Below are 23,410 nucleotides of genomic sequence, written 5' to 3'. Positions count from 1 at the left end.
ACTTGCCTCCACTTGCGGTTTCCACGGGGCTACACACCGCTGATCAGCGCGGGGGCGAGATCGCCGCCGCCGGTCGGGTTCTCGGGCATCTCCCGGGCCGGGTTGCCGCCCCACCGGGCGTGCGAGGGGAGTTCCTCGCCCTTCATCACGAAGGAGTCCGGGGCGACCAGGGCGCCGTCGCCGACGGTGACGCCGTAGTGCACCAGGGCGCCGACCCCGAGGGTGCAGCCGGCACCCAGCGTGCTGTGGTCGGACTTGAAGGTGCCGTCCTCCTGGGAGTGGCTCTGGATGACGGTGCCCGCGTTGAGGGTGCATTCGTCGCCGATGGCGGCGAGGGAGCGCTCCGGGAGGAAGAGGCCGTCGTCGAAGACCCGGCGTCCGATGCGCACGCCCAGCAGCCGCCAGACGACGTTCTTGTACGGCGTGCCGTTGAGGACGTTCAGGTACTCCGTCGCGGCCGTCACCTTCCAGTAGCGTTCGTGCCGCCAGAAGTCGACGTCGTAGATGGAGCAGTACAACGGCTTCAGGCCACGGAACCTGGTGACGATGCGCTCGCCGAGCACGATGTAGGTGACGGTGACCACCAGTGCCGCGATGTTCGCCAGGGCGACGGCCGACGCGCCGTACGCGGGGTAGAAGTCGGCTGCGCAGGATGCGATCAGGGCCACCAGGAACAGCAGCAGCCACTGCAGCAGCAGATGCACCGCCGCGGTCACGGCGTTGTGCCTGTTCTTGTCGGACAGCCGGCGGCGGAACTCCTCGCCGTCCTTCAGGTGGTCGAATTTGCTGTCGCGGTCGACCGTGCGGGGAATCTCGAAGCTGGGCGAGCCCAGCAGTCCGACGTTCTCCCGTACCGGTCCTTCGACGGGGACCATGACCTTCGTCGCGAGCAGGCAGTTTTCGCCGGTCCTGCCCTGTGACGGATAGGCGATGTGATTCCCCAGGAAATTGTGCGGGCCGATCGCCGTCCGGGTGACGCGGAAGGAGGTGCTCGAGTAGTCCGCATTCATGATGGACAGTCCGTCGGCGACCATGGTGCCGCTGCCCACCTTGCTCAGGAACGGATTCTCGTGCTTCACCTCGGTGCCGAAATTCGAACCGGTCTGTTCCACCGGCGACAGGTCGTATCCGATGGCGCGCAGGTAGTGCACGATGCCGGAACTGTCGCCGAACAGGACGCGGAAGAACTTCCGGTTGGTGAGGAAGCCGATGGTCCGGTGGACTCCGTAGCGGAAGCCGTAGAGCGGGTGGACCGTGTCGGGCCGCACCAGTGGGTGCAGTACCCGCGGCAGGGTGACCGCGATCAGCAGGCCCAGCAGCACCGTCCCGCAGAAGAGGACGAAGGAGGCCGCCAGGGCGTCGGCGTAGAAGGCCAACGTTGTCAGGGCCACCGGGCCCGGCTCCAGCAGGGGGTCCAGGCGGGGGACGACCGCGAGCAGGATCGCCACCCCGCCGACCGCCAGCGGGATCCAGACGGCCATCAGGATCAGCAGCTGCGTCAGGCAGTAGGTGATCCGGCGCCCCCTGCCGCAGGGCGCGGGCGCCACGACGCGGTAGTCGGCCGCACCCGGCTGGGCCGGTGAGCCGTGCCACCGTTCTCCCGCGGGGACCGACTGGCCGGTGTGCAGCGAGGAGGCGTGGCCGAGTTGGGCGCCGTCGCCCATGGAGGTGCCGATGTCGAGCACCGTCACCTCACCGATCAGCACGTCCCTGCCGAGCGTGACCGGGCCGGTCTGGATCGCCGAGGAGTGGCCGCGGTAGCAGGAGAAGTACGAGTCCTTGCGGATCACCGTGCCGTCGCCGATGGTCAGCAGGTCGGTGCAGACCGGCACGTGCTTGGAGAAGATCGCGACGCCGCGGCCTATGCGCGCGCCCAGCGCCCGCAGGTAGAGCACGTAGAGCGGCGAACCGACGAACAGGACCATGGGGTTCGCCCGGATCAGGGTGCGCACGCACCAGAACCTGAAGTACGCCAGGCTCCAGATGCGGATCTCCTGCGGCTTCCAGCGCCCGACGAGCAGCCACTTCCCCGCGATGGGAAGGGCGCACACGGAGACGAAGGCCGCGGCGCCGAACCCCACCGAGCGCAGATACACCTCGAAGGGACCCGTGCCGGCGGATATCCACTCCGCCCCGCGCGTCACTATGAGCGCGGCGAGGTACGAGTAGCCCACGAAGAACAGGAGTTGCAGCACGCCGCAGAGCACGTAGCGCGGGGTGCCCCTCGCGACCGCGGCCTCGATCGGCTCCGGGACCGGCGCGTCGGCAAGGCCGAGCGCGGCCGGGGCCGGGCCGGCGGCCGGCGGGGCCTCCGCCATCGCCGTCGCGAGGCTTCTGATCGTCGGATACCGGTAGATGTCCTTCATCGACACCGACGGCAGGTCCTGCTGCTTCCGTACGCGGGCGCAAAAGTGGGCCATCACCAGGGAGTCGGCACCCAGTTCCGTGAAGAAGTGGCTGTCGACCGACACCCGGTCCGTGTGCACGATGCCCGCCAGGATATCGGCGAGTACTCTTTCCGTGCCGTCGGCCGGGGCGGTGTAGGGGCGCCCGGTGGTTGAAGATTCATCGGGATCCGAAGCGGGATCCGACGCCAGGACCTCTGCAGATTTTTCCACGATGTGAGCTCCTTGAGGAAAAGTCGACCACGGGCGGCCCGGTAAGGCCGGTACCCGGTGTCCCTCGCGCTCCGGCTATGGGCCGGAGCGAGCAATCCGGAAGCCATGCGGTCGTGAGCTCTTCTCTCGCCATACAACCATATGTCGCTCCTCGTAGTCTCCGTCGTCCTCGTTCGGACTGCCACTCGAAGATGATCGAAGTGGGATGTCGCGGCCCTGTACTGCGCAAATGCTCAGGAAGTCGCGACGAATCGACGAGTACCGTTCCGGAAACCCGGAAAAACCACCGATTCGCTATGTTGCGAGAAATGCGCGGGGATGCGATAAGCGCTACCGAGAGTGGCCGTCCCGGTCAAGAGAGTTAAAAGGGTCCGGCTGTGGGCTGAGGCTGCGTCACATGGCGGAGCCCGCCCGCGCGTACGGTGCGCGGACGGGCTCGGGGGTCAGCGGCAGTCGTAGGTGAAACCCGTCGTGACGGAGCGGTGGCCCGGGGTGGTCAGGCGCAGTTCCGCCCGTGCCGTGTACGTGCCGTGACCGCGGAAGGTCCACAGCAGGTGCAGTCGCGCCTCGTGGCGGCCGCTCGGCACTTTCTCGTGCAGCACGTCGGAGGAGGTGCCGTCGTTGCGGAGCCAGCGGTAACTGATCGTGCCCGCGCGGCCGTTGGTGGTGACGACCGCGACGAGATCCACGGTCGTGTCGCAGGCGGGAGCCGACGGGAACGCGGTCACCGTCACCCGTTCGACCTCGAGTCCCGGGGCGAAGCGCTGCCAGGCGAGAAAGAGCAGCACCGCCGCCAGGACGGTCGCGGCCAGGGCATAACGCCTGGCCCACCTGCGGCGTCGCGGTTCCGGAGGGGCGGGCGGCGCGGTCAGACCCCGCCACACCTCGGCGGCGACGCTCGCCCGGGCCGCCGCGGCCGGGGTGACACCGGGCCCGAAGCGCATGACCTCGCCCTCGACACGGTCCGGGAGGACGACGGTCGGGCCGGCCTTCACCGTGGGCACGGGGCCGTCCGCGGTGACCGTGGGTTCCAGCCGTGCGGTCGGCAACGTCGCGGGTGCCCAGTGCTCCGCGAGTACGGTGGCGCTGTATTCGCGCGCGGGGTCGGCGCCGTCGGCGCTCGTGTCCCCGGCGGCCGGGCCCGCCTTCGCGGGCGGCGCGTCCCGCGGCCCGGAGTCCTCCGGTCCCGCATCCTCCGGCGCTGCGTCCTCGGGTGCGGCGTCTTCCGGCGGTACGGGCGGTTGGGACGGCTCGGGCGGGGCGTCCGCGGGCGGGGCGTCGGCAGGCGGCGGGCCCAGGCGGAAGGTGCGCTCGGTTTCCTCCGCCGGGAGGTCGCGTCCGCTGTTCATGTGATCACGCACTGACGGGTGAGGATCTGCTGCCAGGAGCTCCCGTTGCCCGCCGGCGGGTCGGTGGTGGCGACCGCCCCGTAATAGCAGCCGCCGCCCCGGGGGAACGTGTGGTTGGCGGTGAACGTGTAGGAGGTCGAACCGTTGCGGGTGAACGTCTGCGCGCCGTCGCTGGTGCCGAGCTCTCCCTTGGCGTCGCTCGTGTACCAGGTCACCGTGACGGTCACCGGCCGTTTGTCGCCGGTGTTCACCCGGATCGTGGCCGAGGCGCCGAAAGCACCCGTTTGGGCGAGTGAGGTGAGGGAGACCTCGCTGACGATCACCGGCGGTGTGGTGGACGTGGAGGGCGACGCCGTCGGCGTGGTCGTCACGGACGCGGACGCGGAGGCCGAGGCCGTCGTGGTCGGCGTCGGCGCGGTCGGCGTGGCGGTGACGTCCGTCGCCCCGGCCGAGGCCGAGGGACTCACCGACTGCGAGGGCGACGGGCTCTGGCCGGGCGAGGGACTGCCCGGTGGAGCCGCCGTCCCCGGCGCGTCGGAGGTGCCGCGCGGAGTCGCTCTCGTCGTTTCCCCTGTCCAGTTGGCGGTGGTCTGTCGTGGCCCCTCTCCGGAGGCCACGGCGGCGAAGGTCAGCAGCCCGGCGAGGACCAGACCGCCCACCGCCGCGAGCATGCCCTGACGTGTCAGGTGCCGCCCGCCGCGGCGGACCAGCGTCGTGGCCAGGTCCACCGTCCCGGCCGCCGGTCCCGCCGACGGGAAGAGGAGCGGCAGCATCGCCGCCAGTGCGGCGAGCCTGCGCTGACCGCGCTCCTCCCAGTCGTCTCCGTAGGCCGATCCCGCGATCACCTCCAGTTCCGCCACGAACGCCGCGGCGTCCGCCGGACGCTGTGCCGGGTCCTTGGCCATCCCGCGCCGGACCAGTTCGCGCACCGGTTCCGGTACCTGCTCGAGGGGTACCGGCGCCTCGATGTGCTGCACGGCCAGCTCCGCGAAGTTCTCGCCGCCGAACGGCTTGCGGCCGGTCAGGCACTCGTAGAACGTCGCGGTGGCCGCGTAGACGTCCGCCGCGGGGGAGGCGGGCCGCCCGTTCCACTGCTCGGGGGCCATGTAGGCAGGCGTGCCGGCCACGGCTCCCTTGGTCCCGCTGCGCAGGGCGATGCCGAAGTCCACCAGCTTCGACGAGCCGTCCGCCGCGACCAGGACGTTCTCCGGTTTGTAGTCGCGGTGCACCACACCCGTGCGGTGGGCGGCGGCGAGGCCGAGCAGCGATCCCTTCAGCACCACCAGAGCCGGTTCCGGCCCCGTGGCTCCTTCCTGGCGGAGCAGCGCCCGTAACGCGATGCCGTCGACCAGCTCCATGACGATGGCCGCGCCGCCGGGGCCCTCCACGTACTCGTAGAGACTGACGACATACGGTGTGTCGAGACCTCCAAGCAGCTGCGCCTCGGCGCGGAACTCCTGCAGGAACTCCTGGTCGGCGCGCAGCTCGTCGCTCAGGTACTTGATCGCGACCGGCGTTGACGTGGCGTCATGGAACGCGAGCACCACGCGACCGCTGCCGCCCGAGCCCAGCTCTTTGGACTCGGTGTATCCGGGAGCCCTCCAGCCGCTCATTCACTTGTCCCCCCTGCGCATGGCGCGGCGCCGGCGACCGCGTCGACTTTCCCTCTCCAGACACGATTCCTTCACGGACGGTTCCCGGGAACCCCCCACCCGGCTGAACACCCCCCGCCGACCGTCCGTAGTACGGGGGGACGTGCGATCCGATCCACCGAACGGCAACAGGGGAGGCGGCCGGCATGGCCCCATCACGCCACGTGCTCAGCTCCGTCGTCGCAGGCACGGCGGCTCTGCTGCCGCTGGCCCTCGCCGCGGGGCCCGCCGCCGCTCACGGCGCGCCGGTGTCCCCGGTCAGCCGTGCCGCGGCGTGCGCGTCCGGAAGCGGACAGTACGTGGGAACGGCCGCCTGCCGGGCGGCCGCCGCCGCCAACGGCGGCAGCCGGCCCTTCGCGGACTGGGACAACCTCCGCGTCGCCGGGGTCGCGGGCAGGGACCGCCAGGTGATCCCGGACGGCAGGCTGTGCAGCGGCGGGCTGGCCGCCTTCCGCGGCCTCGACCTTCCGCGGTCCGACTGGCCGGCCACCCGGCTGACGCCGGGCGCGGCCTTCACGATGGCGTACGGGACGACCATTCCGCACCAGGGCACGTTCCGGCTGTACCTCACCCGGCAGGGCTACGACCCGTCCCGGCCGCTCACCTGGTCGGCGCTGGCGAGCGACCCGTTCATCAAGGTCACCGACCCGCCGGTGTCCGGCGGCGCCTACCGCATCAGCGGGCGGCTGCCCTCGGACCGCACGGGACGGCACGTCCTGTTCACCGTCTGGCAGAACTCCTCGACGCCGGACACGTACTACTCCTGCTCCGACGTCGTCTTCCCGGCCGCCGCCAAGGCGCCGGCCAAGCCCGCCAAGCCCACCCGGTCCGCCAAGCCCGTGAGGCCGTCGGCGACCGCGACCTCCGCGGACCCGGAGTCCGCGGCCTCCCGTACCGCGTCACCTTCGGCCGACCGGGACGCCGACCCCGCCGTTGCTCCGGCCTCCCCGCGGGAGGCGGTCCGTACGCCTGCCACGCAGCCTGTCGCGGCCGAGAGCGACGCGCAGGGACGCACCCTGCTCGCTCTGGGCAGCGCCACACTGCTGGGCGGAATGGCCGCGATCGCCCTGGTCTTCCGGCTGCGCCGCTCGCCGGGCTCCCGGCGCCGCTAGAGCCTGTCGTTGAATTCCCTCCCCCAACCTTCGGCCGGGGGCCCCAGGCACGGCACTCCCTCGGCCTTCGGCCCGGGGGAGTCGCCGCACGCCTGAGTAGCCCACCACGAGGACGACGCTCCGCCTTACGATGTACCGCGCCACCGGGCACCTCCCAGCGGTAGCCGGGGGAGCCAAGGTGACGACAGGCTCCAGCCAGACCGTGTCGCCCTGGAACGTCTCCCCGGGCGGCCGGAGCCGGACGGCTATGCCGGGGGTTCGCTCAGCTCGATGGAGCGCAGAGCGGCCGCCAGGGCCGGTTCGTCGCCGATGTCGAGTGCCGTGTCGGTCAGTTTGATGACGTGCTCGTCGCCGTGCGCCAGGGCCCGTTCGAAGACCTCCTCGGGGGTGAGGCCGCCCGGCGGGGCGTAGGCGACCGCGTGGTCGGGTGCGTACATCGCCGTCACCGCCGCGGAGGCCGTCCAGGCCGCCCGCAGGCTCGGCACCCACAGGGCGTGCGGGAGCGCGGGCAGGGTGCGCAGGACGGCGTTGGGGGCCGTGGCCGCGTGGACCTCTCCTCGCCGTGCCCGTGGGTGGCGTACCGGTGGGTGGCCGCCCGTACCAGTTCGGTGAGGCGGCGGCGGGCGTCGTCCGGCTCCGTGACCGCGGTCGCCCACACCGGCAGGCCCCCGACGCGGCCGAGCCTGGCGGGGAAGCCGCCGTCCCGAACGGCGATCGGCGGCACCGCGTCGAGGGCGGCCGCCGCGCTGTCGGCGCCGGGCAGCGGGGCGAGGTCCGCGACGGGGCGGTGGCGGGCGGCCCAGTAGCCGAGGCCGTGGGCGAGTTCGGCCAGCCGCGGTCCGGTGCTCTCTCCGGCCAGCAGGGTGCGTACGGCGTGGCCCACCCGGATCACCGGGTGCGTCGAGCCGCCGTACATGCCGGGCAGCAGGCGCGGCCACCACTGGGTGAGCACCTCACGCCAGGGGTGTTCGGCGATCTCGCGGCCGAAGTGGCCGATCCAGTCGGCGGCGCGGCGCGGATCACCGAGCGCGGAACGCCAGTTGGCCGCCGTGACCGGCTCGACGCCGGACGGGAACTCCTCGAGCTTGCGTGCGTACAGATCGAGCCAGCGGTGCACCGAACGCGCCTGTCCGCGGGCGGCGAGTGCCTCGACGGCCATCGGCGCGTGATTGGTCAGCCGGCCGAGCCGCTCGGGCCCCGAGGTGTGCAGCCGCTGGAGTGCCTCGTCCAGGGTCCCTGTCGTATCCATGGCATGGACGGTAGGCGGGGCGCCACGGCGCCGTAAGCGGCTGCGGACGTAGGACCGGTTCGGGGCGGGCGTCCGCCCGGCCTACGTCCCGGGGCCGACGGGCGGGCGGCGACGGCGCCCGGGAGGCGCGCCCGCCGTCGGCCCCGGGCGCGCCCGCCGGCCGGTGACGGCGCCCGCGTCCCGCTACGGAGACGGGACGAGACCGTCGGCGACGAGGCCGGCGAGGACCGCCTCGCCGAGCGCGTGCACCGCCGACTGAGGGCGCACCATCACCGTGAACTCCTTGATGAGACCGGCCTCGTCGAACTGCAGCAGGTCGATGCCGTGAATGCTCCGGCCGCCCACGGTGGCGCGGAACACGAGCACCACGGACGGCGCCCCGGTGCCGTCGGTGGTGGTCTCGACCGTGCCGTCCAGCGTCCCGACGTAGTGGAAGTCCTCGAAGGTGCGCAGCAGGACGCCGAAGAGCCCCAGCACCATGGGCTTGCCCTCGAACGGGGTGAACTTCACGGGGCTGTAGAAGCGGATGTCGTCGTGGAACAGCTCGTCCAGCGCGGCGAGATCACCGCGCTCGACGGCGGTCCGGAATCGGTCGGCGGCCGTCATGGCTCCTCCTGGTCGTGCGTGCCGGATGTCGATAGTCAGAAAATTGATTAGGCAGTTTCTTGAGTATCATGAGCGGCGGAGTCACGGAAGAGGCGGCGGACGGAAGGGGAGCCGGGATGGCCCTGCGGCACGCGGTCCTGGCCGCGCTCCTGGACGAGGAACTCAGCGGCTACGAGCTGACGAAGGCGTTCGACCTGGGGGTGGCGAACTTCTGGCACGCGCTGCCGCAGCAGCTCTACGCCGAGCTGGCGAAGCTGGAGCGGGAGGGGCTGATCGCGGGCCGCGAGGTCGTCCAGGACACCCGGCCCAACAAGCGGCTCTTCCAGGTCACCGAGGCCGGGCTGGCCGAGCTGCAGCGCTTCGCCGAGGCGGTCGGCAAACCTTCCTTCATCCGTGACGACCTGCTCGTGAAGGTGCAGGCCGCCGACCACGTCGACGCCGGGGAGCTGATCGCCCGGCTCGGCGAGCGCGCCGCCATCGCCGACGCCAGGATCGAGCTGTTCGGCAGACTCCTCGCCCGGATGCGGGGCGGCCGCACCGAGGAGGAGTTCCTCAGCCGCGGCCGCCGTGTCGGCCCCTACCTCACCTGCCTGCGCGGTCTCGCCTTCGAGGAGGGCAACCGCGACTGGTGCCGGCGGGCCGCCGACGTCCTCCGCAGGCGGGTGCCCGGCGCCGCGGAAAGCTGACGCCCCACCCACTCCCCACCCGCCCCACCCGCCCCACCCGGCCCGGAGCGGCCCGCCGAGCCCGGTTCAGCCCGCCCGCAGCGCGGCGGTCAGCCACGCGACCGAGGGCGCGAGCGCGGGCGGCGCCTCCTGGCCGTTGACCTCGGCCAGCAGCCGCCAGTAGCGCTCGTACCGGGAGTCGTGGGAGATCTCCAGTCGCTCGGCCAGCCAGTCCCGGAACTCGGCGCCGTCCACGCGGCCTGCCAACTTCGCGTAGGCGGCGGCGAGTTCGTCCACGATCGGCCGGGCGGACGGCGAGCCCGCATCGATGCCCGCCGCGAGGGCGCCGCCCGCGCGTTCCCGTAGCAGTGCGGCCGTCCGCCGTGCCGCTTCCGGGTCCGGTCGCCCGCCCTCCGCGAGCGTGCGGCTCTGGTCGGCGACGGCGCGGCGGACACCGGCGCGGAAGTCCTCGTCCTGGATCAGTTCGGCCAGCTCCACCCAGGCGTCGACCTGCTCCGGGCGGGCGTCGTCGGGGAGTTCGGGGGTCGCGGCGCGCATCATGGCCGTGAAGTCGGGATCGGCGTCGATGCCGCGTACGACGTGGTCGACGAACTCGTCGACGAGGCGGCGGCGTTCGCGGTCCGAGAGGGTGGCGAGCCTGTGCATCAGTTCCGTCTCCTGGGGTGAGGCCCCGCGCCCCGCGACCGCCCGCAGCACCGCCTGGCGGATCCGCAGCGCGCGGATCTGCACTTCCAGGGCCTCGGCGTGGGCCGCGGCGACCTCGGCGACGGTGACCTTCCTGCTCAGGATGGAGTGGATGGCCGCGAGGCCGATGCCGAGGTCGCGCAGGGTGCGCACGAGCCCCAGCCGGTCCAGCGCGGCCTGGTCGTAGAGCCGGTAACCGGCGGGTGTCCGATCGGTCGGCGGCACCACTCCGGCGTCCGACCAGTACCGGATGGTCTTCACGGTCAGACCGGTCAGCCGGGCCAGGTCGCCGATGGTGTGGAGGGTGCCGTCGTCCATGTCCGCCATCCTGAGGTCTCCCGCCGGGGGAGACTCAAGCGTGCGCCTCCGGGCGCCGGTGCGTCCCCGTCCGTCCGCGTGCGCCCGCTCGGGCGCAGATCGGGCCGGACCCCCCACACTCGCCTCATGAGCCGTTCCGTCATGCGTCCGCCGTCGCGCCGTGCCGGGGCCTGGACCGCCGTCGCGGCGGTCCTGGCCGGGATCCTCCTCATCCTCGCCGTGTACCTCTCCGTCGTCTTCTGGTACCTGACCCACAACCTCTGCTTCAACGGACCGGGCTGCCCGGCGTACGACGCCCTCGACGTCGCCGTGTACGGGGCGGCCCTCGGCCTCCTCGGCTGCTATTTCGCCGTGACGGCCGTCGTCCTGGCGCGCCGCGGCTTCGGGGCCGCCACGGGTGTGCAGGTGGCCTTTCTGACGGGGTGGCTCATCCTGCTGTTCGTACTGGCCCTGGAGCTGCTCGCGCGGTGACCGCGGTGCCGCGCCGGCGTCGCCACGGGCGTCCGCCGCGGCATGCGCACCGGCGTCACCAGTCGCGCGCCTCCCGCAGCAGCAGGTCGCGGACGAGGCCGAGATGCGGGTGGTGCCCGGCGCCCGGGCGCTGCACGAGGTAGGCGGTGTTGATGGGCGGGTCGTCCGGGTCGAGGAGCGGAACGAGGGTGCCCGCCGCGAGGGCGCCGGCGCACAGGTAGCGGGGCAGGACGGTGAAGCCCGCGCCCGTGGCGACCGCCGCGAGGACCCCGCGCAGATCGGGAACGGTCACGGCGGCCTGCCCCGTCAGGCGGCGGCCGAAGACGTGCCGCCAGTAGCGGCGGGCGATCGGCAGGTCCGCGGCGTACGAGACGAGGGGCACGCCGCTCAGCGCGCCCGGCCCGCCGGAGGCCACGTCCAGCCGCGCCGCCCGGGAGGGGGCGGCCACCAGTACGAACTCCTCGTCCATCAGGGGGACCGCGCTGAGCAGACGGCCCCGCGGGCGGTGCGTGGAGATCACCAGGTCGTGCTGCCCGGCCCGCAGCGCCTCCAGCAGGTCGTCGGTGAGACCGGTGCCGATCCGCAGCCGTACGCCGCGCTCCACCAGCGGCGCGAGCGCGGGTATCACCCGCTCGCAGACCAGCTCGGCGGGGCCCCCGAGGCGGACCGGCTCGGCCGGGAGGTCACGGTCGCCGTACCCCGGGTCGGCCACCGAGGCCAGCGTGTCGAGCGGTTCGGCCACCCGCCCGGCGAGCTCGTCGGCGAAGGGCGTGGCGGCGACCCCGCGGGGCAGGCGCTCGAAGAGTTCGCGGTCCAGCCGGCCCTCGAGCGTACGGATCTGGGTGGTCACCGTCGGCTGGGAGAGCCCCAGCAGACGCGCCGCCGCGGTGAAGGAACCGGCCCGGTGGACGGCCAGGAAGGTGCGCAGCAGCGTCAGGTCGAGCGACCCCGCGCCCGGGTCCCCGCCGCCGCGGCCCGGGGGCATTCCCGGTGACCCATTGGAATCCGTATGGCTCATGGCGTCGATCCTATTGGAATCCAATGGGTGGTCCGCTCTACCGTCGAGCTGTCCGGCCCGCTCCCGACGTGGGCCGGCGGCAACCGAGCACCCCTGGGAGATCTGACATGGCGAAGATCCTGTTCGTCCTGACCGGCGCCTCGTCCTGGACGCTGGCGGACGGCACCGAGCACCCGACCGGCTTCTGGGCCGAGGAGGCCGTCACCCCGTACCGTGTCCTCACCGCCGGCGGGCACGAGGTCGTGGTCGCGACCCCGGGCGGCGTCGTCCCGACCGTGGACCGGGGGAGTCTGGCCGCCGAGGTCAACGGCGGGGAGGAGGGCGCCCGCGCCGTCGCCGGGGAACTGGAGGCGATGACGGCCCTGCGGCGGCCGATCAAGCTCGAGGAGGCCGACCTCGACGACTACGCCGCCGTGTTCTACCCCGGTGGCCACGGTCCCATGGAGGACCTCGCCGTCGACCCGGTCTCCGGGCGCCTGCTGACCGCCGCCCTCGACTCGGGCAAGCCGCTCGGCGTCGTCTGCCACGGCCCCGCGGCCCTGCTCGCCGCCGAACGTGCCGACGGGAGCTGGCCGTTCGCGGGCTACCGGCTGACCGCCTTCACCAACACCGAGGAGACCCAGGCCGGGCTCGCCGGCCGCGCCCCCTGGCTCGTGCAGGACCGCCTGGTCGCCCTCGGGGCGGATTTCCGGGAGGGCGAGCCCTGGGCGCCCCACGTGGTGACGGACCGCAACCTGATCACCGGTCAGAATCCCGCCTCCTCCGGCCCGCTGGCCGAGCGCCTGCTCGCCGAGCTGCGCTGAGCACTGGACCGGCCCGCTCGGCGCCCGCGAGGATGGGGTGCCATGAAGGTGTACCGCGTCGCCGACGCCGAGGCCCTGGCCCACCGGGCGCACGAGGGCCAGACGGACCGCATCGGCGTGCCCTACATCGAGCACGTCCGGGCCGTCGCGGCGGGGCTCGCCGCCTTCGGGCCCGAACTGCAGATGGCCGGGCTCCTGCACGATGTCATCGAGGACACCCCCTGGACCGCCGAGCGGCTCCGCGCCGCCGGCGTCCCGGGGCGGGTCGTCGGCATCGTCGAGCAGGTCACCAACCAGCCGGGCGTGCCCTACGAGGACAAGCTGCGCCGGATCGTGGCGGGCCGGGACGCGGCCCTGGTGAAGATCGCCGACAACGCCCACAACAGCCGCCCGGACCGGGCCGCGCGCCTCGACGAGGCGCAGCGGCTGCGGCTGGCCGCCAAGTACCGCCGCGCCCGGGCGATCCTGTGGCCCGCGGTGCCGCGCGAGGACGTCGCCGCCATCCTCGCGGTCGTCAACCCGGCACTCCTGCCGGATCTTCCGCCGGCCGCCGGACCGCGGTGACCACCCGCTGCAGGCTGGCCAGCCAGATCGCCGCGTCGACGGCGTAGTACAGCAGCGGGTCCGGTGGCCGGCCGCCCGAGGCCGCGCAGACGTCCGCGATGACCGTGTGGTCCGTCGGCACGCTCCGGTGCGGGGACTCGGCGGGCGCCGGGCGCATGATCCCCGAGCGCAGGTCGTACGTCAGCGGCAGGGTGGTCAGCCGCAGATGGTGGGCCGCGTCCCGCAGGTGCGCGGCGCTCAGCGGCCACGCCGCCAGCGCGCCCGGCGGGCAGTGGTCCACCAGGGTCTGCCCCATGGTCAGCACCCGGTTCCCGGCCAGCATGATCGCCTGGAAGTCGGTGGGCAGGGTCGGCCCCGCGCCGGGGGTGTCGCGTTCGGTGGCGAACTGCGCGTAGCTCGCCTCCGCGATCAGCTGGGCGAGCCGGGCCCTGCGCAGCGCGTCGCCCATCGTCCCGGTCCCGGTGATGCAGTCGGTGATCTGGGTGACCGCCCGGGTGCCCTGGTCCAGCAGCCGCGAACAGGCCCGCCCCAGCTCGCCCGTGCCGCCCCGCGGCCAGGCGAGCAGTCCGACGAGGATGCCGCTCAGCGCGCCCGTCACCACGTCCGCGATCCGGAAGGCGGCGAGTTCCGGACCCGCGGGGGCGATCTGGGTGAAGGCGGTGGCCACCGCCACCGTGAAGAAGGCCTGCCCCCAGCCGAGGCCGAGCAGCGGCCCCGCGGTGAACGCCAGGAAGAACACGAGTGGCATCGCGACCGCGTACACGAGCGTGTGGTCGGCCACGAACAGCAGCAGCACCGCCGCCACCCCGGCCCCCACCAGCGTGCCCCGCACCGCGGGGATCACGGTCGTACGGGTGCCGGCCGCGCTGGTGCGCATCACCGTCAGCGTCGTCAGCAGTGCCCAGAAGCCGTGCGACAGGTCGAGGCCGCCCGCGATCAGCCGCGCCGCGGCCAGGGCCAGCGCGATGCGCACGGCGTTCTGGAAGTAGACCGAGCGCGGGGTGAGATGGGCCCGCAGACGGTGCCCGTACAGGGCGACGGGCGACTGCCCCGCGTACCAGAACGGCCCCAGTCGCTCCTCGGGCCGTGTCGTGTCGGGCGGCACCCGCGCGCCGAGCGCGATCCGGACGGAGGTGACCAGGAAGGCCGCGGTGTACGCGATGTCGAGGGCGATCGCCCCGTCCCGCACCGTCACGGCGGAGGCCGCACCGGACACCGAACGGCGCGCCCGGTGTTCCTCGAAGGCCGCCGCGGCGGCCGCGCACGGGGCGACCGGGGGTGCCGGTGCCGAGCCCCGCAGCGCCCGGGCGGCGCTGTGGCAGGCGGTGGCGGAGGCCAGCAGCATCCGCGAGCGGGCGGGGTCGGGGGCCGGTGCGCGTTCCGCCGCGTCCTCGGCCAACTGCCCGGTCTGCGCCAGCAGGTGCCGCAGGTAGGCGGCCGCCTGGCACAGCGCGCGGTCGCGCGCCCCCGCCGACGCCGGGCGTTCGTCCTTCGGCACATGGCTCATGCGCAACTGCTGTGCCGTCTCCAGCAGGCGTTCCAGCCGCTCGGACACGACCGGCGGCTCGAGCGCCAGCGACTGCAGGGCCTTCGCCGCGGTCTCGCACGCGTGGGCGAGCCGGTCCTGGTAGCGCCCCGGCGAGGGATCCGGCCACACCCACACCTCGGCCGCCGCCATCAGCAGGACGCCGACCACCAGTCCGCTCAGGCGCAGGCCCAGCGCCTCCGGCTGGTACGGGGGGAAGCAGGGCAGGATGTAGAACAACTGCAGGCCGTTCGCGAGCCCCACCAGCCTGGGCCCGCCCACCCCCGCGTACGTCACCGCGAAGCCGACCCCGAGCATTCCCAGCGCCGCCGTCCAGTCGTTCACGGCCAGCGCCGTACCCAACGCCACCAGCAGCGCGGCCACCGGCAGCGCCGCCAGCAGCGTCAGGGCACGCTCGCGCGGCGTACCGGGCACATACGACAGGGCGCCGGAGGCGACCGCGCCGAAGAGGGCGTAGATGGCGACGACGGGGTCGCCGAAGCCGTAGCGCGCCACGTAGAAGCTCAGGCACGCGACGAGGGTCACCCGCGCGGAACGGCGCACCGCCCGCAGGCCCGGATCACGGGCCCGCAGCCACTCCAGCCCACCGCGACCGGGCACCCGCGGCCTCCTCCCTCCTCAGGTCCGGGACACGCCGCACCCCTTCAGATCACCGTAGGCCGGGCAGGAGCGCCCGGCCACCGCGCGGACCGGCCCCGGCCGCACCTCACAGACGGACGGTGACCAGCGCGATGTCGTCCGCCGCGCCCCCCGTGACGCCGAGCCGGGCCAGCAGGGCGTCCGCCAGTCGCTCCGCGCTGAGCGCGGGTTGATCGGCGAGTGCCGTGGTCAGCCGGGCCAGGCCCGTGTCGATGTCCTCCCCGCGGCGCTCGATGAGCCCGTCGGTGTAGAGCACCAGCGTGTCCCCCGGGCGGTACGGCAGGGCCGCCTGCGGCCGGGCGACATGGGCGGGGCGGGCGCCCAGGGGCGGGTCGGTGGCCTGGTCCAGCAGGGCGCAGCGGCCGTCGCGGTGGAGCAGGACCGGCGGCGGATGGCCGGCACTGCTGTAGCTGATCAGGTGCCGTTCCCGGTCGACCAGGGCGCTCACGACGGTGGTCGCCAGCGCGCCGTCGACGCAGCGAGCGTATTGGCCGACGACCTCCAGGGCCTTCGCGGGTCCGTCGACGGTGCGCATCGCCGCGCTGAGCGCGCTGCGCAGCATCCCCATGACGCTGGCGGCCTCCAGGCCGTGGCCGACGACGTCACCGACCGCCACCGCGTAGCGGCCCGCCGACAGGTTGACCACGTCGTACCAGTCGCCGCACACGTTCAGCGAGCCCGCGGCCGGCAGGTAGCGCACCGCGATGTCCTCGTGCCGGGCCAGATCCGGCGAGTGGAGCATGGCCTCCTGGAGCGTGAGCGCGACCTGCCGTTCGCGGGAGTGGGCCTCGCGCAACTGGTCGTTGAGCCGCTGCAGCTCCCGGGCCCGCGCGTACAGCTCGGCCTCCATCGCCTGTTCCCGCTCGCTCAGGTCCGAGCCCTGCAGCCCGTGCCGGTGCCGGCGGGTCCGGACGAAGGCCGTCACGTCCTCCACCCGGTGGATGATCCACGCCACCTCGCCGTCCGGCCCGAGGACGGGAGTGTTGATCGGGCTCCACCAGCGCTCCTCGAACATCCCGGGACGTTCCATCACCGGGATGTCGTACTTCTGCAGTGCCATGGTGTCGGGCTCACGGGAGGTCAGGGCCCGGTGCAGGGAGGCACTGAGATTGCGCACCCCGTCGGCCAGCGGGTCGGCGGGGTTGTCGGGGAAAGCGTCGAAGATGAACTGCCCGATCAGATCGTCCCGGGTCCGCCGGGTCGCCGCCAGGTACGCCTGGTTGACGCCCACGATCATGAGCGCGGCGTCCAGTACGAGGTACGGGCTGGGCGTCGCCGCGAAGAGCGCCGCGTAGTCGATCGGCGGGCTCGCCACGGTGTTCCGGTCGTCCCCCGTGTCCGGCAGGGCCACGGAACCAATCTATAAGGCGCCGGGCGTCCCCACCTGTCGCGCCGGGCACCGCCGCCGGGCGGCCGCGCGCCGCCGTCCGGGGGAGCCGACCGGGGGGAGCCGACCGCCCGACGGGCTCAGCCCGAGGCGAGCGCGGTACGGGACTGCAGGTCCCGGCGCGTGGCGTCGCCGTACTCGCCGCTCTCGTCGCCGCGGACGCCGTACCAGACCTGGAACCGGGCGACGGCGGCGGCGAGGCGTCCGTCGAAGCGGCCGTCGACCGCCCCGCCCGCGTAGACGTTCGGGATCCGCAGGAGACGGGACTGGAGCTCGCTGACGGCCGGCCCGCTGTCGCCCTCGCGGAGCACTCCGCCGGCCGCGCTCGCGCCGGGGGCGTCGGGCGCGGCGGCCGATGGCGTGCCGGGACCGGCGGGGGCGGCACCCTGCGGCGCGCCGGGTCCGGCGCCGAGGCCGATGCCGGGGGAGAGCAGGGCGAAGGCGAGCGCGAATCCGGCGGCGCCACCGGTGCCGGTGAGCGCGGCGATGCGCAGGGCGCGCCTGGCGCGGGGTGAGTGCCGGGGCCGCCGCGGACGGGCCTCCGTCCGCGGGGCGGAGCCCTGGGGGCCGGAACCTTGGGGTGAGGCCCGCCCTGGCGGCGGTTCGGTGCGCGGGAGCGGCTGGGTGTCGGGACCGTCCTCCCGGGGCGGGGTGGCACCGGCGGCCGGGCGGAAGAGCCCGAGGGACTCCTCCCACGGCTCGTCGGGCCCTCCGGCCGCCTCCCGCGCCGGGATGATGCGGGTGGGCTCGATCATGCGGCGCCGTGAGGGCCCTCGGCCGGGCGGGTTCGGCACAGCGATCCCCCTGTCTCCCCCCGTCATCCGTGCTGGACCGACCACGCTAGGACCCGCCCGGGCGCTCGTGCCCGGAATCACCGAATCCTCCCCACCACGCCGCGAGTTGAGGTATGCGCGCGGCATCCGGCGACGGGCCGCGCCGGAACCCTGACGGCCTTTCGCGAACCGGTCGCCTATCGTCGTGGCGGCGGCGGGCCCTCCGCCGGCGACGGCACGATGTGGAGGACGACTGTGCGCTACCGGGACCTGGGACGCAGCGGGCTGCGGGTGTCGGAGATCGGATACGGTGCCTGGGGGATCGGCGAGTCCGCCTGGGTGGGCGCCACCGAGGACGAGTCCGTACGGGCGCTGAACCGGGCCGTCGACCTCGGCGTGAACCTGGTCGACACCGCCCGCGGCTACGGCGAGAGCGAGCGGATCGTCGGACGGGTGGTCCGGGAGCGGGCCCGGGCCGGGGACGAGATCCTCGTGGCCACCAAGGTGCCGCCGATGAACCGCCTGTGGCCCGCCCCCGACGGCGTGGACCCCTCGGAGGCCTTCCCCGGCGACCACATCCGCGAGAGCCTCGACACCAGCCTGCGGGCGAGCGGGCTGGACCACTTCGACGTGCTCCAGTTCCACGTCTGGAGCGACGAGTGGGTGGGCCGGGGGGACTGGGCGGAGACCGTCGCCGACCTCAAAAAGCAGGGGAAGATCCGGCTCTTCGGCGTGTCCGTCAACGACCACCAGCCGGACAACGCCCTCGCGCTGGTCCGCAGCGGGGTGGTGGACACCGTGCAGGTGATCTACAACATCTTCGACCAGGCGCCGGCGGACGCGTTGTTCCCCGCCTGCCGGGAGCACGGCGTCGGCGTCATCGTCCGGGTGGCCCTCGACGAGGGCGGCCTGACCGGCCGGGTCACCGCGGGAACGACCTTCCCCGAGGGCGACTTCCGCAACCGGTACTTCCGCGAGGACCGTCCGGCACAGGTCGAGCGGCGCGTGGCGGCCATCGCCGCGGACCTCGGCATCGCCACCGACGAGATGGCGGAGACCGCCCTGCGGTTCGTCCTGAGCGAGCCCGCGGTCTCCACCGTCATCCCCGGCATGCGGTCGGTGCGCAACGTCGAACGGAACACCGCGCTGAGCGACGGACGGCCGCTGACGCCCGATCAGCTGTCCGTCCTGGCGCGGCACCGCTGGGAGCGCAACTTCTACGGCTGAGAGCGGGTGCCGGCCGTAGGCCGCGGGGCGGGCCGCCGGCGGCCGGGGGAGCGTATCGTCCGGGGGACCGTGGGCAACTCGGGAGGTCCGCTGTGCGAAAGATCATCCTGCAGATGTCGGTGTCCCTCGACGGCTACTTCGAGGGACCCGGCCGCGAGATCGACTGGCACCTCGTCGACGAGGAGCTGCACCGCCACATGAACGAGCGGCTGAGGACGATGGGCGGCTTCCTGAGCGGCCGTGTCACCCACGAGCTCATGGCCGGCTACTGGCCGACGGCCGACGCCGACCCGGAGAGCGGCCCCGTCGTCGCCGAGTTCGCCGGGATCTGGCGCGACATGCCGAAGTTCGTGTACTCGCGGACCCTGGAGCACGCCGACTGGAACACCACGATCGTGCGCGACGTCGTCGCCGAGGAGGTCATGGCGCTCAAGGCGCGGCCGGGCGGTGACCTGGTGCTCGGCGGCGCGGACCTCGCCGCCTCGTTCCTGCGGCTGGGGCTGGTCGACGAGTACCGGATCTACGTCCACCCCGTCGTGCTGGGCCGGGGCAGGCCGGTCTTCCCCGACGCCGACACCCTCACCGCGCTCCGGCTCACCGGGACCCAGGCCTTCGGCAACGGGGTCGTGCTGCTGCAGTACGAGCGCGCCGACGCCGACGTGTGACCCGAGGCGCGACTCGCCCGTACCCCTGGCGGTATCGGGGTGTGGCGGACGCCGGTGATGATGCAGACTCTCTCGCCGTGGAGATCGTGGAAGGCGAGCTACGGCGTCTTGTGTCCGGACCGGGACCGGAGGACGACGAGGGGCTGTTTCTCGTGCGCGTCCGGTTCGCCGCCCAGGACCCGGTCCAGGTCATAGCCGATGTGCGTGCGGTGCTGACGTGCGTGGTCGAGCGGATGGGTGACTGGCCCGCACTGGAGCGGTGGCCGCGGTTGCTGCCCGAGTGGTTCGTCCAGCGGTGCGAGCCCGAGGCCATGGAGCCGGAGCACGGCGAGCCCTTCGACGCCGAGGCATGGCTGCGGCAGTGGCGGGCGATGACGCCGGAGCAGAGGAAGGCCGCCGGCCGGGGAGCGTGGACGCTGTCGGATTGGCTGCACCACTTCGACCCGACCGAGGAAGGGGCCGGTGACGATCGCAGCTGGTGGTGGTGGCATGCGGATACCGATGAGTCGGGCGGTTGGGTGCAGGTGGCCACCACCGGCTGGCCGTTCGGCAGCGGTTCGCTGTCCTGGCTGATCAAGGCCGGCGGCGGCACTGATCTCGTCTATGGGCCCTGAGCGTCCCGTGCCGCGGTGGTCCTCGCCGACACGGCAGGATCGCGATCTACGGCTGGAGCACGAAGCCTGGCCTAGAGCGCGCCGCGCTCCACGCAGCCGCGCAGGTAGGCCGCCTGACCGGCGTGCTGCAGGTCGTCCGAGACCACACTGACCAGCCGCACCGCGAGCGTCACCGGCGGATCCCAGCCTTCGTCGACGACGCGAGGGAAGTCCGTCTCCCGCAGTGTCCCCAGATAGCGCAGGGTGCTCTCGTACACCGCGTCGTGATAGCCGGTCAGCAACTCGCCCGCCCCCACGCGCAGCGCGGCCACGTCCTTGGGGCGGTGGCCGTATCCGGTGTCGTACGGCGCGAAGGGCAGGCCGAAGCGGTCGGCCCAGCCGCCGGCCGTCCACAGCTGGTCGGTGCCCGCGACATCCGCCACATGATCGTCCTGAATGCGGGTCAGATGCCAGATCAGCCAGGCGATCGAGTTCGCCCCTGCGTCGGGCCGGGCGTGCAGGGCCTCCGGGGACAGGCCGTCGACGGCCTCGTGCACGGTCTCCTGGATCCTGCCGAAGGCGTCGGCGAGCAGATCAGCGCTCTTCATACGTGCTCCCTCGCTTCCCGTTCCGCGCAGCCCCGTGCCACTGCGCCCACGCTAGGCGCGCCGCCCCGCCGCGGCCACCAGACACTCCAGTACGCGGCGCAGCGGCGGCTGCCCGGCGGTACCGGCGGCGAGCAGCGCCGAGACCGTACGGGTCACCGGGTGCGCGGGCGGGTGGAGGCTGATGCCGTCGAGAGCCGCCGGCAAGGCCAGCCGCGGGACGAGGGCGACCCCCGCGCCGGCCGCGACCAGGGCGGTGAGGACGGAGAAGTCGCTCGCCACCGCCACCGGCCGGGGCACGAAACCCGCCGCGCCGCAGGCCCGCCGGGTCAGTTCGTGGCAGGAGGTCTCGGACCCGGGCATGAGCCAGTTCCGTCCGGCGAGGAGCGCCAGATCGAGGGCGTCGCCCGGGGCCAGGCCGTGCTCGGCGGCGAGCGCGGGCGGGACCGCGAGCAGCACCGGGTCCTCCATCAGGTGGTGCTGCTCGCAGCCCGCGGGCACCTCGCGCGGCAGCAGGCTGTACGCGTGGACGACGGCGATGTCGGTCTCGTGGCGCCGCAGCGACTCCACCGCCGCGTCCGGCTCGTGCTCGGCGATCCTGAGCCCGGGCTGTCCGGGCGGGCCGCCGGCCTCGTTTCGGGCGTCCCCGGCGAGCAGCCGCCACACCTCCGGCAGCAGGGTGCGTGCCGCGGAGGGGAAGGCGGCGACCCGGACCGGTCCTCCGGCACCTCCGCGCAGGCTCTCCAAGGCCGCCTCGGCTGAGGCGAGATCGCCGAGGATCACCTCCGCGTGCTCCACCAGCAGCCGTCCGGCGGCGGTCAGGCGCAGCGTACGGCCCTGCTTCTCCAGGACCGGGACCCCGGTCTCCCGTTCCAGGGCGGCCAGCTGCTGGGAGACGGCCGGTCCCGTCAGATGGAGCGCCTCGGCCGTGGCGGCGATCGTGCCGTGGACCGAGAAGGCACGCAGCAGGCTCAGTCGGCGGACATCGAGCATTAAGTCAGCCTTTTCGGTTGGCGAAGAAAGAGTAACTGGATCTTTATCATTCTAGTCGGGAGAGTGGAACGCGTGAAGAGTCGCGTTCCGTCTCCCCGTGTCCTCGCCCTCGCAGGCACCGTCGTGCTGTGGGCCTCGGCGTTCCCGGCCATCCGCGTCGGCCTGGAGGGGCTGGGGGTCGCCGGGCTGTCCTTCCTGCGGCTGGCCGTGGCCTCCGCGGCGCTCGCGGTGGCCGCCCCGCTGCTCGGCGTGCGCCCTCCCCGGCGGCGTGACCTGCCGCTTGTCGCACTGTGCGGTCTGACCGGCATGGCCGCCTACCAACTGCTGCTCAACTGGGGCGAGGTGCATGTGCCCGCGGGCACCGCGAGCCTGCTGGTCGCCATCGCCCCCGTCTTCAGCGTGCTGCTCGCGACCGCGTTCCTCGGCGAGCCGCTGACCCGCGCCATCGTCCTGGGCAGCCTCGTGGCGATCGGCGGCGCCGCGGTCATCGCGTTCGCCCGCGGCGGCGCGCACTTCACGGCGGGGGCGCTCGTCGTCCTCGGCGCCGCGGTCGTCCAGGGCGTCTACCATGCCGCCACCAAGCCCCTGCTGGCCCGCCGTACCGGGCTGGAGGTGGCCTGCTACGCCATGTGGGCCGGCACGCTGATGCTCCTGCCGCTCGCCCCCGGCGCCTTCCGGGCCGCGGCCCACGCCCCGGGCTCGGCCCTCGCGTCGGCGGTCTACCTCGGGCTGCTGCCCTCCGCACTGGGCTTCGTCGTCTGGGGGTACGCGGTCGCCCGGCTCAGCCTCGCCACGTCCACGGCCGCCCTGTACCTCGTACCGCCGGTGGCGATCGCGGTCGCCTTCGGGTGGCTGGGCGAGGCCCCGCTGCCGGCGGAGATCACGGGCGGCGCGATCGGCATCGCGGGCGTGGTCCTGATCAACCGCGGGCGGCCCGTGGCGTCCCGGGCGGCCGGGGCGGCGCGTCAGCGGAGTGCGAGCACCAAGTTGACGACGTAGCGCTCCTCCACCACGCCGTCCGGGAAGAGCCGTGCCAGGCGCTCGCGTTCGGTGCCGAGGAAGGCGTCGGCCCGTTCCGGGCCGAGCATCAGGAACGCCGATTGGGTGCCGAGGTTGGCCAGGTGCACCTCGACCGGCACCCGCCGGGACCACGTCAGCCTCCGCTCGGTGAAACCCGGCCCCTCCGGCAGCCGGCCGGCGCGGGGATGGGACAGCGCCGCCAGGAAGCCGCGCAGCCGATCCTGCTCTGCGGCGATCCACGGCACCGACACGTCGGGTTCGTTGCGCCACAGCGCGAAGGCGCCTCCGGGCCGCAGCACCCGCAGCGCCTCCGGCACGGACCGCCGCGGATCGGTCCAGTGCCAGGCCTGGGCGTACGTCACGAAGTCGAAGGCGCCCGAGGCCAGCGGAAGCCGGTCGCCGTCGCCGCGCACGAGACCGACGCCCGGCAGACGGCGCCGGAGCTCCGCGGCCATCCCGGCACCGGGCTCCACGGCGACGACCCGGGCGCCACGGGCGTGCAGCAGCGCGGTCGCGATGCCCGTCCCCGCGCCGACGTCCGCGACGAGCGCACCGCCCAGCCGGTGCCCCGCCAGTTCCTCCACGGCGTCGAGCAGGGCCGGCGGGTACGAGGGGCGGTTCGCCGCGTACCGGTCGGCGGCGAGGTCGAAGGAGCGGGCGCGCGGTGAACCGGTCATGTCCCCATGATCCTCCGCCCCGGCCCGCAGCGGTCCGCCCCGGCGCGACCCCCATGCGCCGGCCGCGCAGTTGTCGGTGCCGGTACCCGGCTCCCCGGTGCCGGTGACGGGCCAGACCTTCGCCGCCCTGCTGGTGGGCACCGCCCTCGGCGCGC

At 73.6% G+C, this 23,410-nt stretch carries 21 protein-coding genes and 1 pseudogene; 9 read left to right on the top strand and 13 right to left on the bottom strand.

What is annotated here, in order from left to right; translation table 11 throughout:
* Positions 1–29 precede the first annotated feature (29 nt).
* The 3 genes from AB0F62_RS32295 to AB0F62_RS32285 all read right to left on the bottom strand — a co-directional run bounded on the left by AB0F62_RS32295 (position 30) and on the right by AB0F62_RS32285 (position 5,580).
* Complete coding sequence (locus tag AB0F62_RS32295) at positions 30–2,621, bottom strand: Pls/PosA family non-ribosomal peptide synthetase (RefSeq protein ID WP_361807481.1); 2,592 nt, start codon at positions 2,619–2,621, stop codon at positions 30–32.
* A gap of 440 nt (positions 2,622–3,061) precedes the next feature.
* The gene (locus tag AB0F62_RS32290; protein WP_361807402.1) at positions 3,062–3,967 is read right to left on the bottom strand and encodes a hypothetical protein; all 906 of its coding nucleotides are present in this window, start codon (positions 3,965–3,967) and stop codon (positions 3,062–3,064) included.
* Positions 3,964–5,580: a serine/threonine-protein kinase gene (locus AB0F62_RS32285; RefSeq protein ID WP_361807399.1), complete on the bottom strand. Its 1,617-nt coding sequence runs from the start codon at positions 5,578–5,580 to the stop codon at positions 3,964–3,966. The genes AB0F62_RS32290 and AB0F62_RS32285 overlap by 4 nt, the downstream gene beginning before the upstream one ends.
* Positions 5,581–5,765: 185 nt before the next feature.
* Here AB0F62_RS32285 and AB0F62_RS32280 point away from each other — a divergent pair, with 185 nt between their 5' ends.
* Positions 5,766–6,731 carry a lytic polysaccharide monooxygenase gene (locus AB0F62_RS32280; protein WP_361807396.1) on the top strand — a complete coding sequence of 322 codons (966 nt, stop codon included), beginning with the start codon at positions 5,766–5,768 and terminating at the stop codon, positions 6,729–6,731.
* 245 nt (positions 6,732–6,976) lie between these two features.
* Here the strand turns inward: AB0F62_RS32280 and AB0F62_RS32275 are convergent.
* Positions 6,977–7,980: pseudogene (locus tag AB0F62_RS32275) on the bottom strand (questin oxidase family protein).
* A gap of 183 nt (positions 7,981–8,163) precedes the next feature.
* Entirely contained in the window at positions 8,164–8,586 is a 423-nt protein-coding gene (locus AB0F62_RS32270) for a nuclear transport factor 2 family protein (protein WP_361807393.1), read from the bottom strand.
* 116 nt (positions 8,587–8,702) lie between these two features.
* Between AB0F62_RS32270 and AB0F62_RS32265 the strand changes: the two genes are divergently transcribed.
* On the top strand, positions 8,703–9,272 hold the full coding sequence (locus tag AB0F62_RS32265) for a PadR family transcriptional regulator (protein WP_361807478.1): 570 nt from the start codon (positions 8,703–8,705) through the stop codon (positions 9,270–9,272).
* Between the two features lie 66 nt (positions 9,273–9,338).
* Here AB0F62_RS32265 and AB0F62_RS32260 read toward each other — a convergent pair whose 3' ends face one another.
* Positions 9,339–10,274, bottom strand: a complete 936-nt coding sequence (locus AB0F62_RS32260) for a MerR family transcriptional regulator (RefSeq protein WP_361807390.1) — start codon at positions 10,272–10,274, stop codon at positions 9,339–9,341.
* Between the two features lie 126 nt (positions 10,275–10,400).
* Here AB0F62_RS32260 and AB0F62_RS32255 point away from each other — a divergent pair, with 126 nt between their 5' ends.
* A complete protein-coding gene (locus AB0F62_RS32255; protein WP_361807387.1) occupies positions 10,401–10,745 on the top strand; it encodes a hypothetical protein in 345 nt (114 codons plus the stop codon).
* Between the two features lie 55 nt (positions 10,746–10,800).
* On the opposite strand, the gene AB0F62_RS32250 is transcribed toward AB0F62_RS32255, so the two are convergent.
* The gene (locus AB0F62_RS32250; protein WP_361807475.1) at positions 10,801–11,730 is read right to left on the bottom strand and encodes a LysR family transcriptional regulator; all 930 of its coding nucleotides are present in this window, start codon (positions 11,728–11,730) and stop codon (positions 10,801–10,803) included.
* 140 nt (positions 11,731–11,870) lie between these two features.
* On the opposite strand from AB0F62_RS32250, the gene AB0F62_RS32245 reads away from it, so the two are divergent.
* On the top strand, positions 11,871–12,566 hold the full coding sequence (locus AB0F62_RS32245) for a type 1 glutamine amidotransferase domain-containing protein (RefSeq protein WP_361807384.1): 696 nt from the start codon (positions 11,871–11,873) through the stop codon (positions 12,564–12,566).
* A gap of 42 nt (positions 12,567–12,608) precedes the next feature.
* Entirely contained in the window at positions 12,609–13,130 is a 522-nt protein-coding gene (locus AB0F62_RS32240; protein WP_361807381.1) for an HD domain-containing protein, read from the top strand.
* On the opposite strand, the gene AB0F62_RS32235 is transcribed toward AB0F62_RS32240, so the two are convergent.
* From AB0F62_RS32235 to AB0F62_RS32225, 3 genes are all read right to left on the bottom strand, one after another.
* On the bottom strand, positions 13,081–15,276 hold the full coding sequence (locus AB0F62_RS32235; RefSeq protein WP_361807378.1) for an FUSC family protein: 2,196 nt from the start codon (positions 15,274–15,276) through the stop codon (positions 13,081–13,083). The two genes, AB0F62_RS32240 and AB0F62_RS32235, sit on opposite strands and share 50 nt — an antisense overlap.
* 106 nt (positions 15,277–15,382) lie before the next feature.
* Positions 15,383–16,666, bottom strand: coding sequence for a SpoIIE family protein phosphatase (locus tag AB0F62_RS32230; protein ID WP_361807375.1), 1,284 nt, complete (start codon positions 16,664–16,666; stop codon positions 15,383–15,385).
* A 116-nt stretch (positions 16,667–16,782) separates the two neighbouring features.
* Positions 16,783–17,457: a peptidoglycan-binding protein gene (locus tag AB0F62_RS32225; protein WP_361807372.1), complete on the bottom strand. Its 675-nt coding sequence runs from the start codon at positions 17,455–17,457 to the stop codon at positions 16,783–16,785.
* Between the two features lie 273 nt (positions 17,458–17,730).
* On the opposite strand from AB0F62_RS32225, the gene AB0F62_RS32220 reads away from it, so the two are divergent.
* The 3 genes from AB0F62_RS32220 (at position 17,731) to AB0F62_RS32210 (ending at position 19,981) form a co-directional block, all read left to right on the top strand.
* Positions 17,731–18,702 (top strand): aldo/keto reductase, encoded by a 972-nt coding sequence (locus tag AB0F62_RS32220; protein ID WP_361807369.1) that lies wholly within the window; start codon positions 17,731–17,733, stop codon positions 18,700–18,702.
* A 92-nt stretch (positions 18,703–18,794) separates the two neighbouring features.
* Complete coding sequence (locus AB0F62_RS32215; protein ID WP_361807366.1) at positions 18,795–19,367, top strand: dihydrofolate reductase family protein; 573 nt, start codon at positions 18,795–18,797, stop codon at positions 19,365–19,367.
* Positions 19,368–19,444: 77 nt separating this feature from the next.
* The gene (locus AB0F62_RS32210) at positions 19,445–19,981 is read left to right on the top strand and encodes a hypothetical protein (RefSeq protein WP_361807363.1); all 537 of its coding nucleotides are present in this window, start codon (positions 19,445–19,447) and stop codon (positions 19,979–19,981) included.
* A 71-nt stretch (positions 19,982–20,052) separates the two neighbouring features.
* On the opposite strand, the gene AB0F62_RS32205 is transcribed toward AB0F62_RS32210, so the two are convergent.
* Positions 20,053–20,568, bottom strand: a complete 516-nt coding sequence (locus tag AB0F62_RS32205) for a DUF664 domain-containing protein (protein WP_361807360.1) — start codon at positions 20,566–20,568, stop codon at positions 20,053–20,055.
* A 51-nt stretch (positions 20,569–20,619) separates the two neighbouring features.
* A complete protein-coding gene (locus AB0F62_RS32200) occupies positions 20,620–21,558 on the bottom strand; it encodes a LysR family transcriptional regulator (RefSeq protein ID WP_361807357.1) in 939 nt (312 codons plus the stop codon).
* A gap of 72 nt (positions 21,559–21,630) precedes the next feature.
* On the opposite strand from AB0F62_RS32200, the gene AB0F62_RS32195 reads away from it, so the two are divergent.
* Positions 21,631–22,557 (top strand): DMT family transporter, encoded by a 927-nt coding sequence (locus AB0F62_RS32195; protein ID WP_361807354.1) that lies wholly within the window; start codon positions 21,631–21,633, stop codon positions 22,555–22,557.
* Here AB0F62_RS32195 and AB0F62_RS32190 read toward each other — a convergent pair.
* Complete coding sequence (locus AB0F62_RS32190) at positions 22,524–23,255, bottom strand: class I SAM-dependent methyltransferase (RefSeq protein ID WP_361807350.1); 732 nt, start codon at positions 23,253–23,255, stop codon at positions 22,524–22,526. The two genes, AB0F62_RS32195 and AB0F62_RS32190, sit on opposite strands and share 34 nt — an antisense overlap.
* Positions 23,256–23,410 lie beyond the last annotated feature (155 nt).

Origin of the sequence: Streptomyces sp. NPDC026673 (genome assembly GCF_040638135.1) — a bacterium.
GTDB lineage: Bacteria > Actinomycetota > Actinomycetes > Streptomycetales > Streptomycetaceae > Actinacidiphila.
The sequence above is the reverse complement of the archived record's forward strand: the minus strand, read 5'-3'. Positions and strand labels throughout refer to the sequence as shown.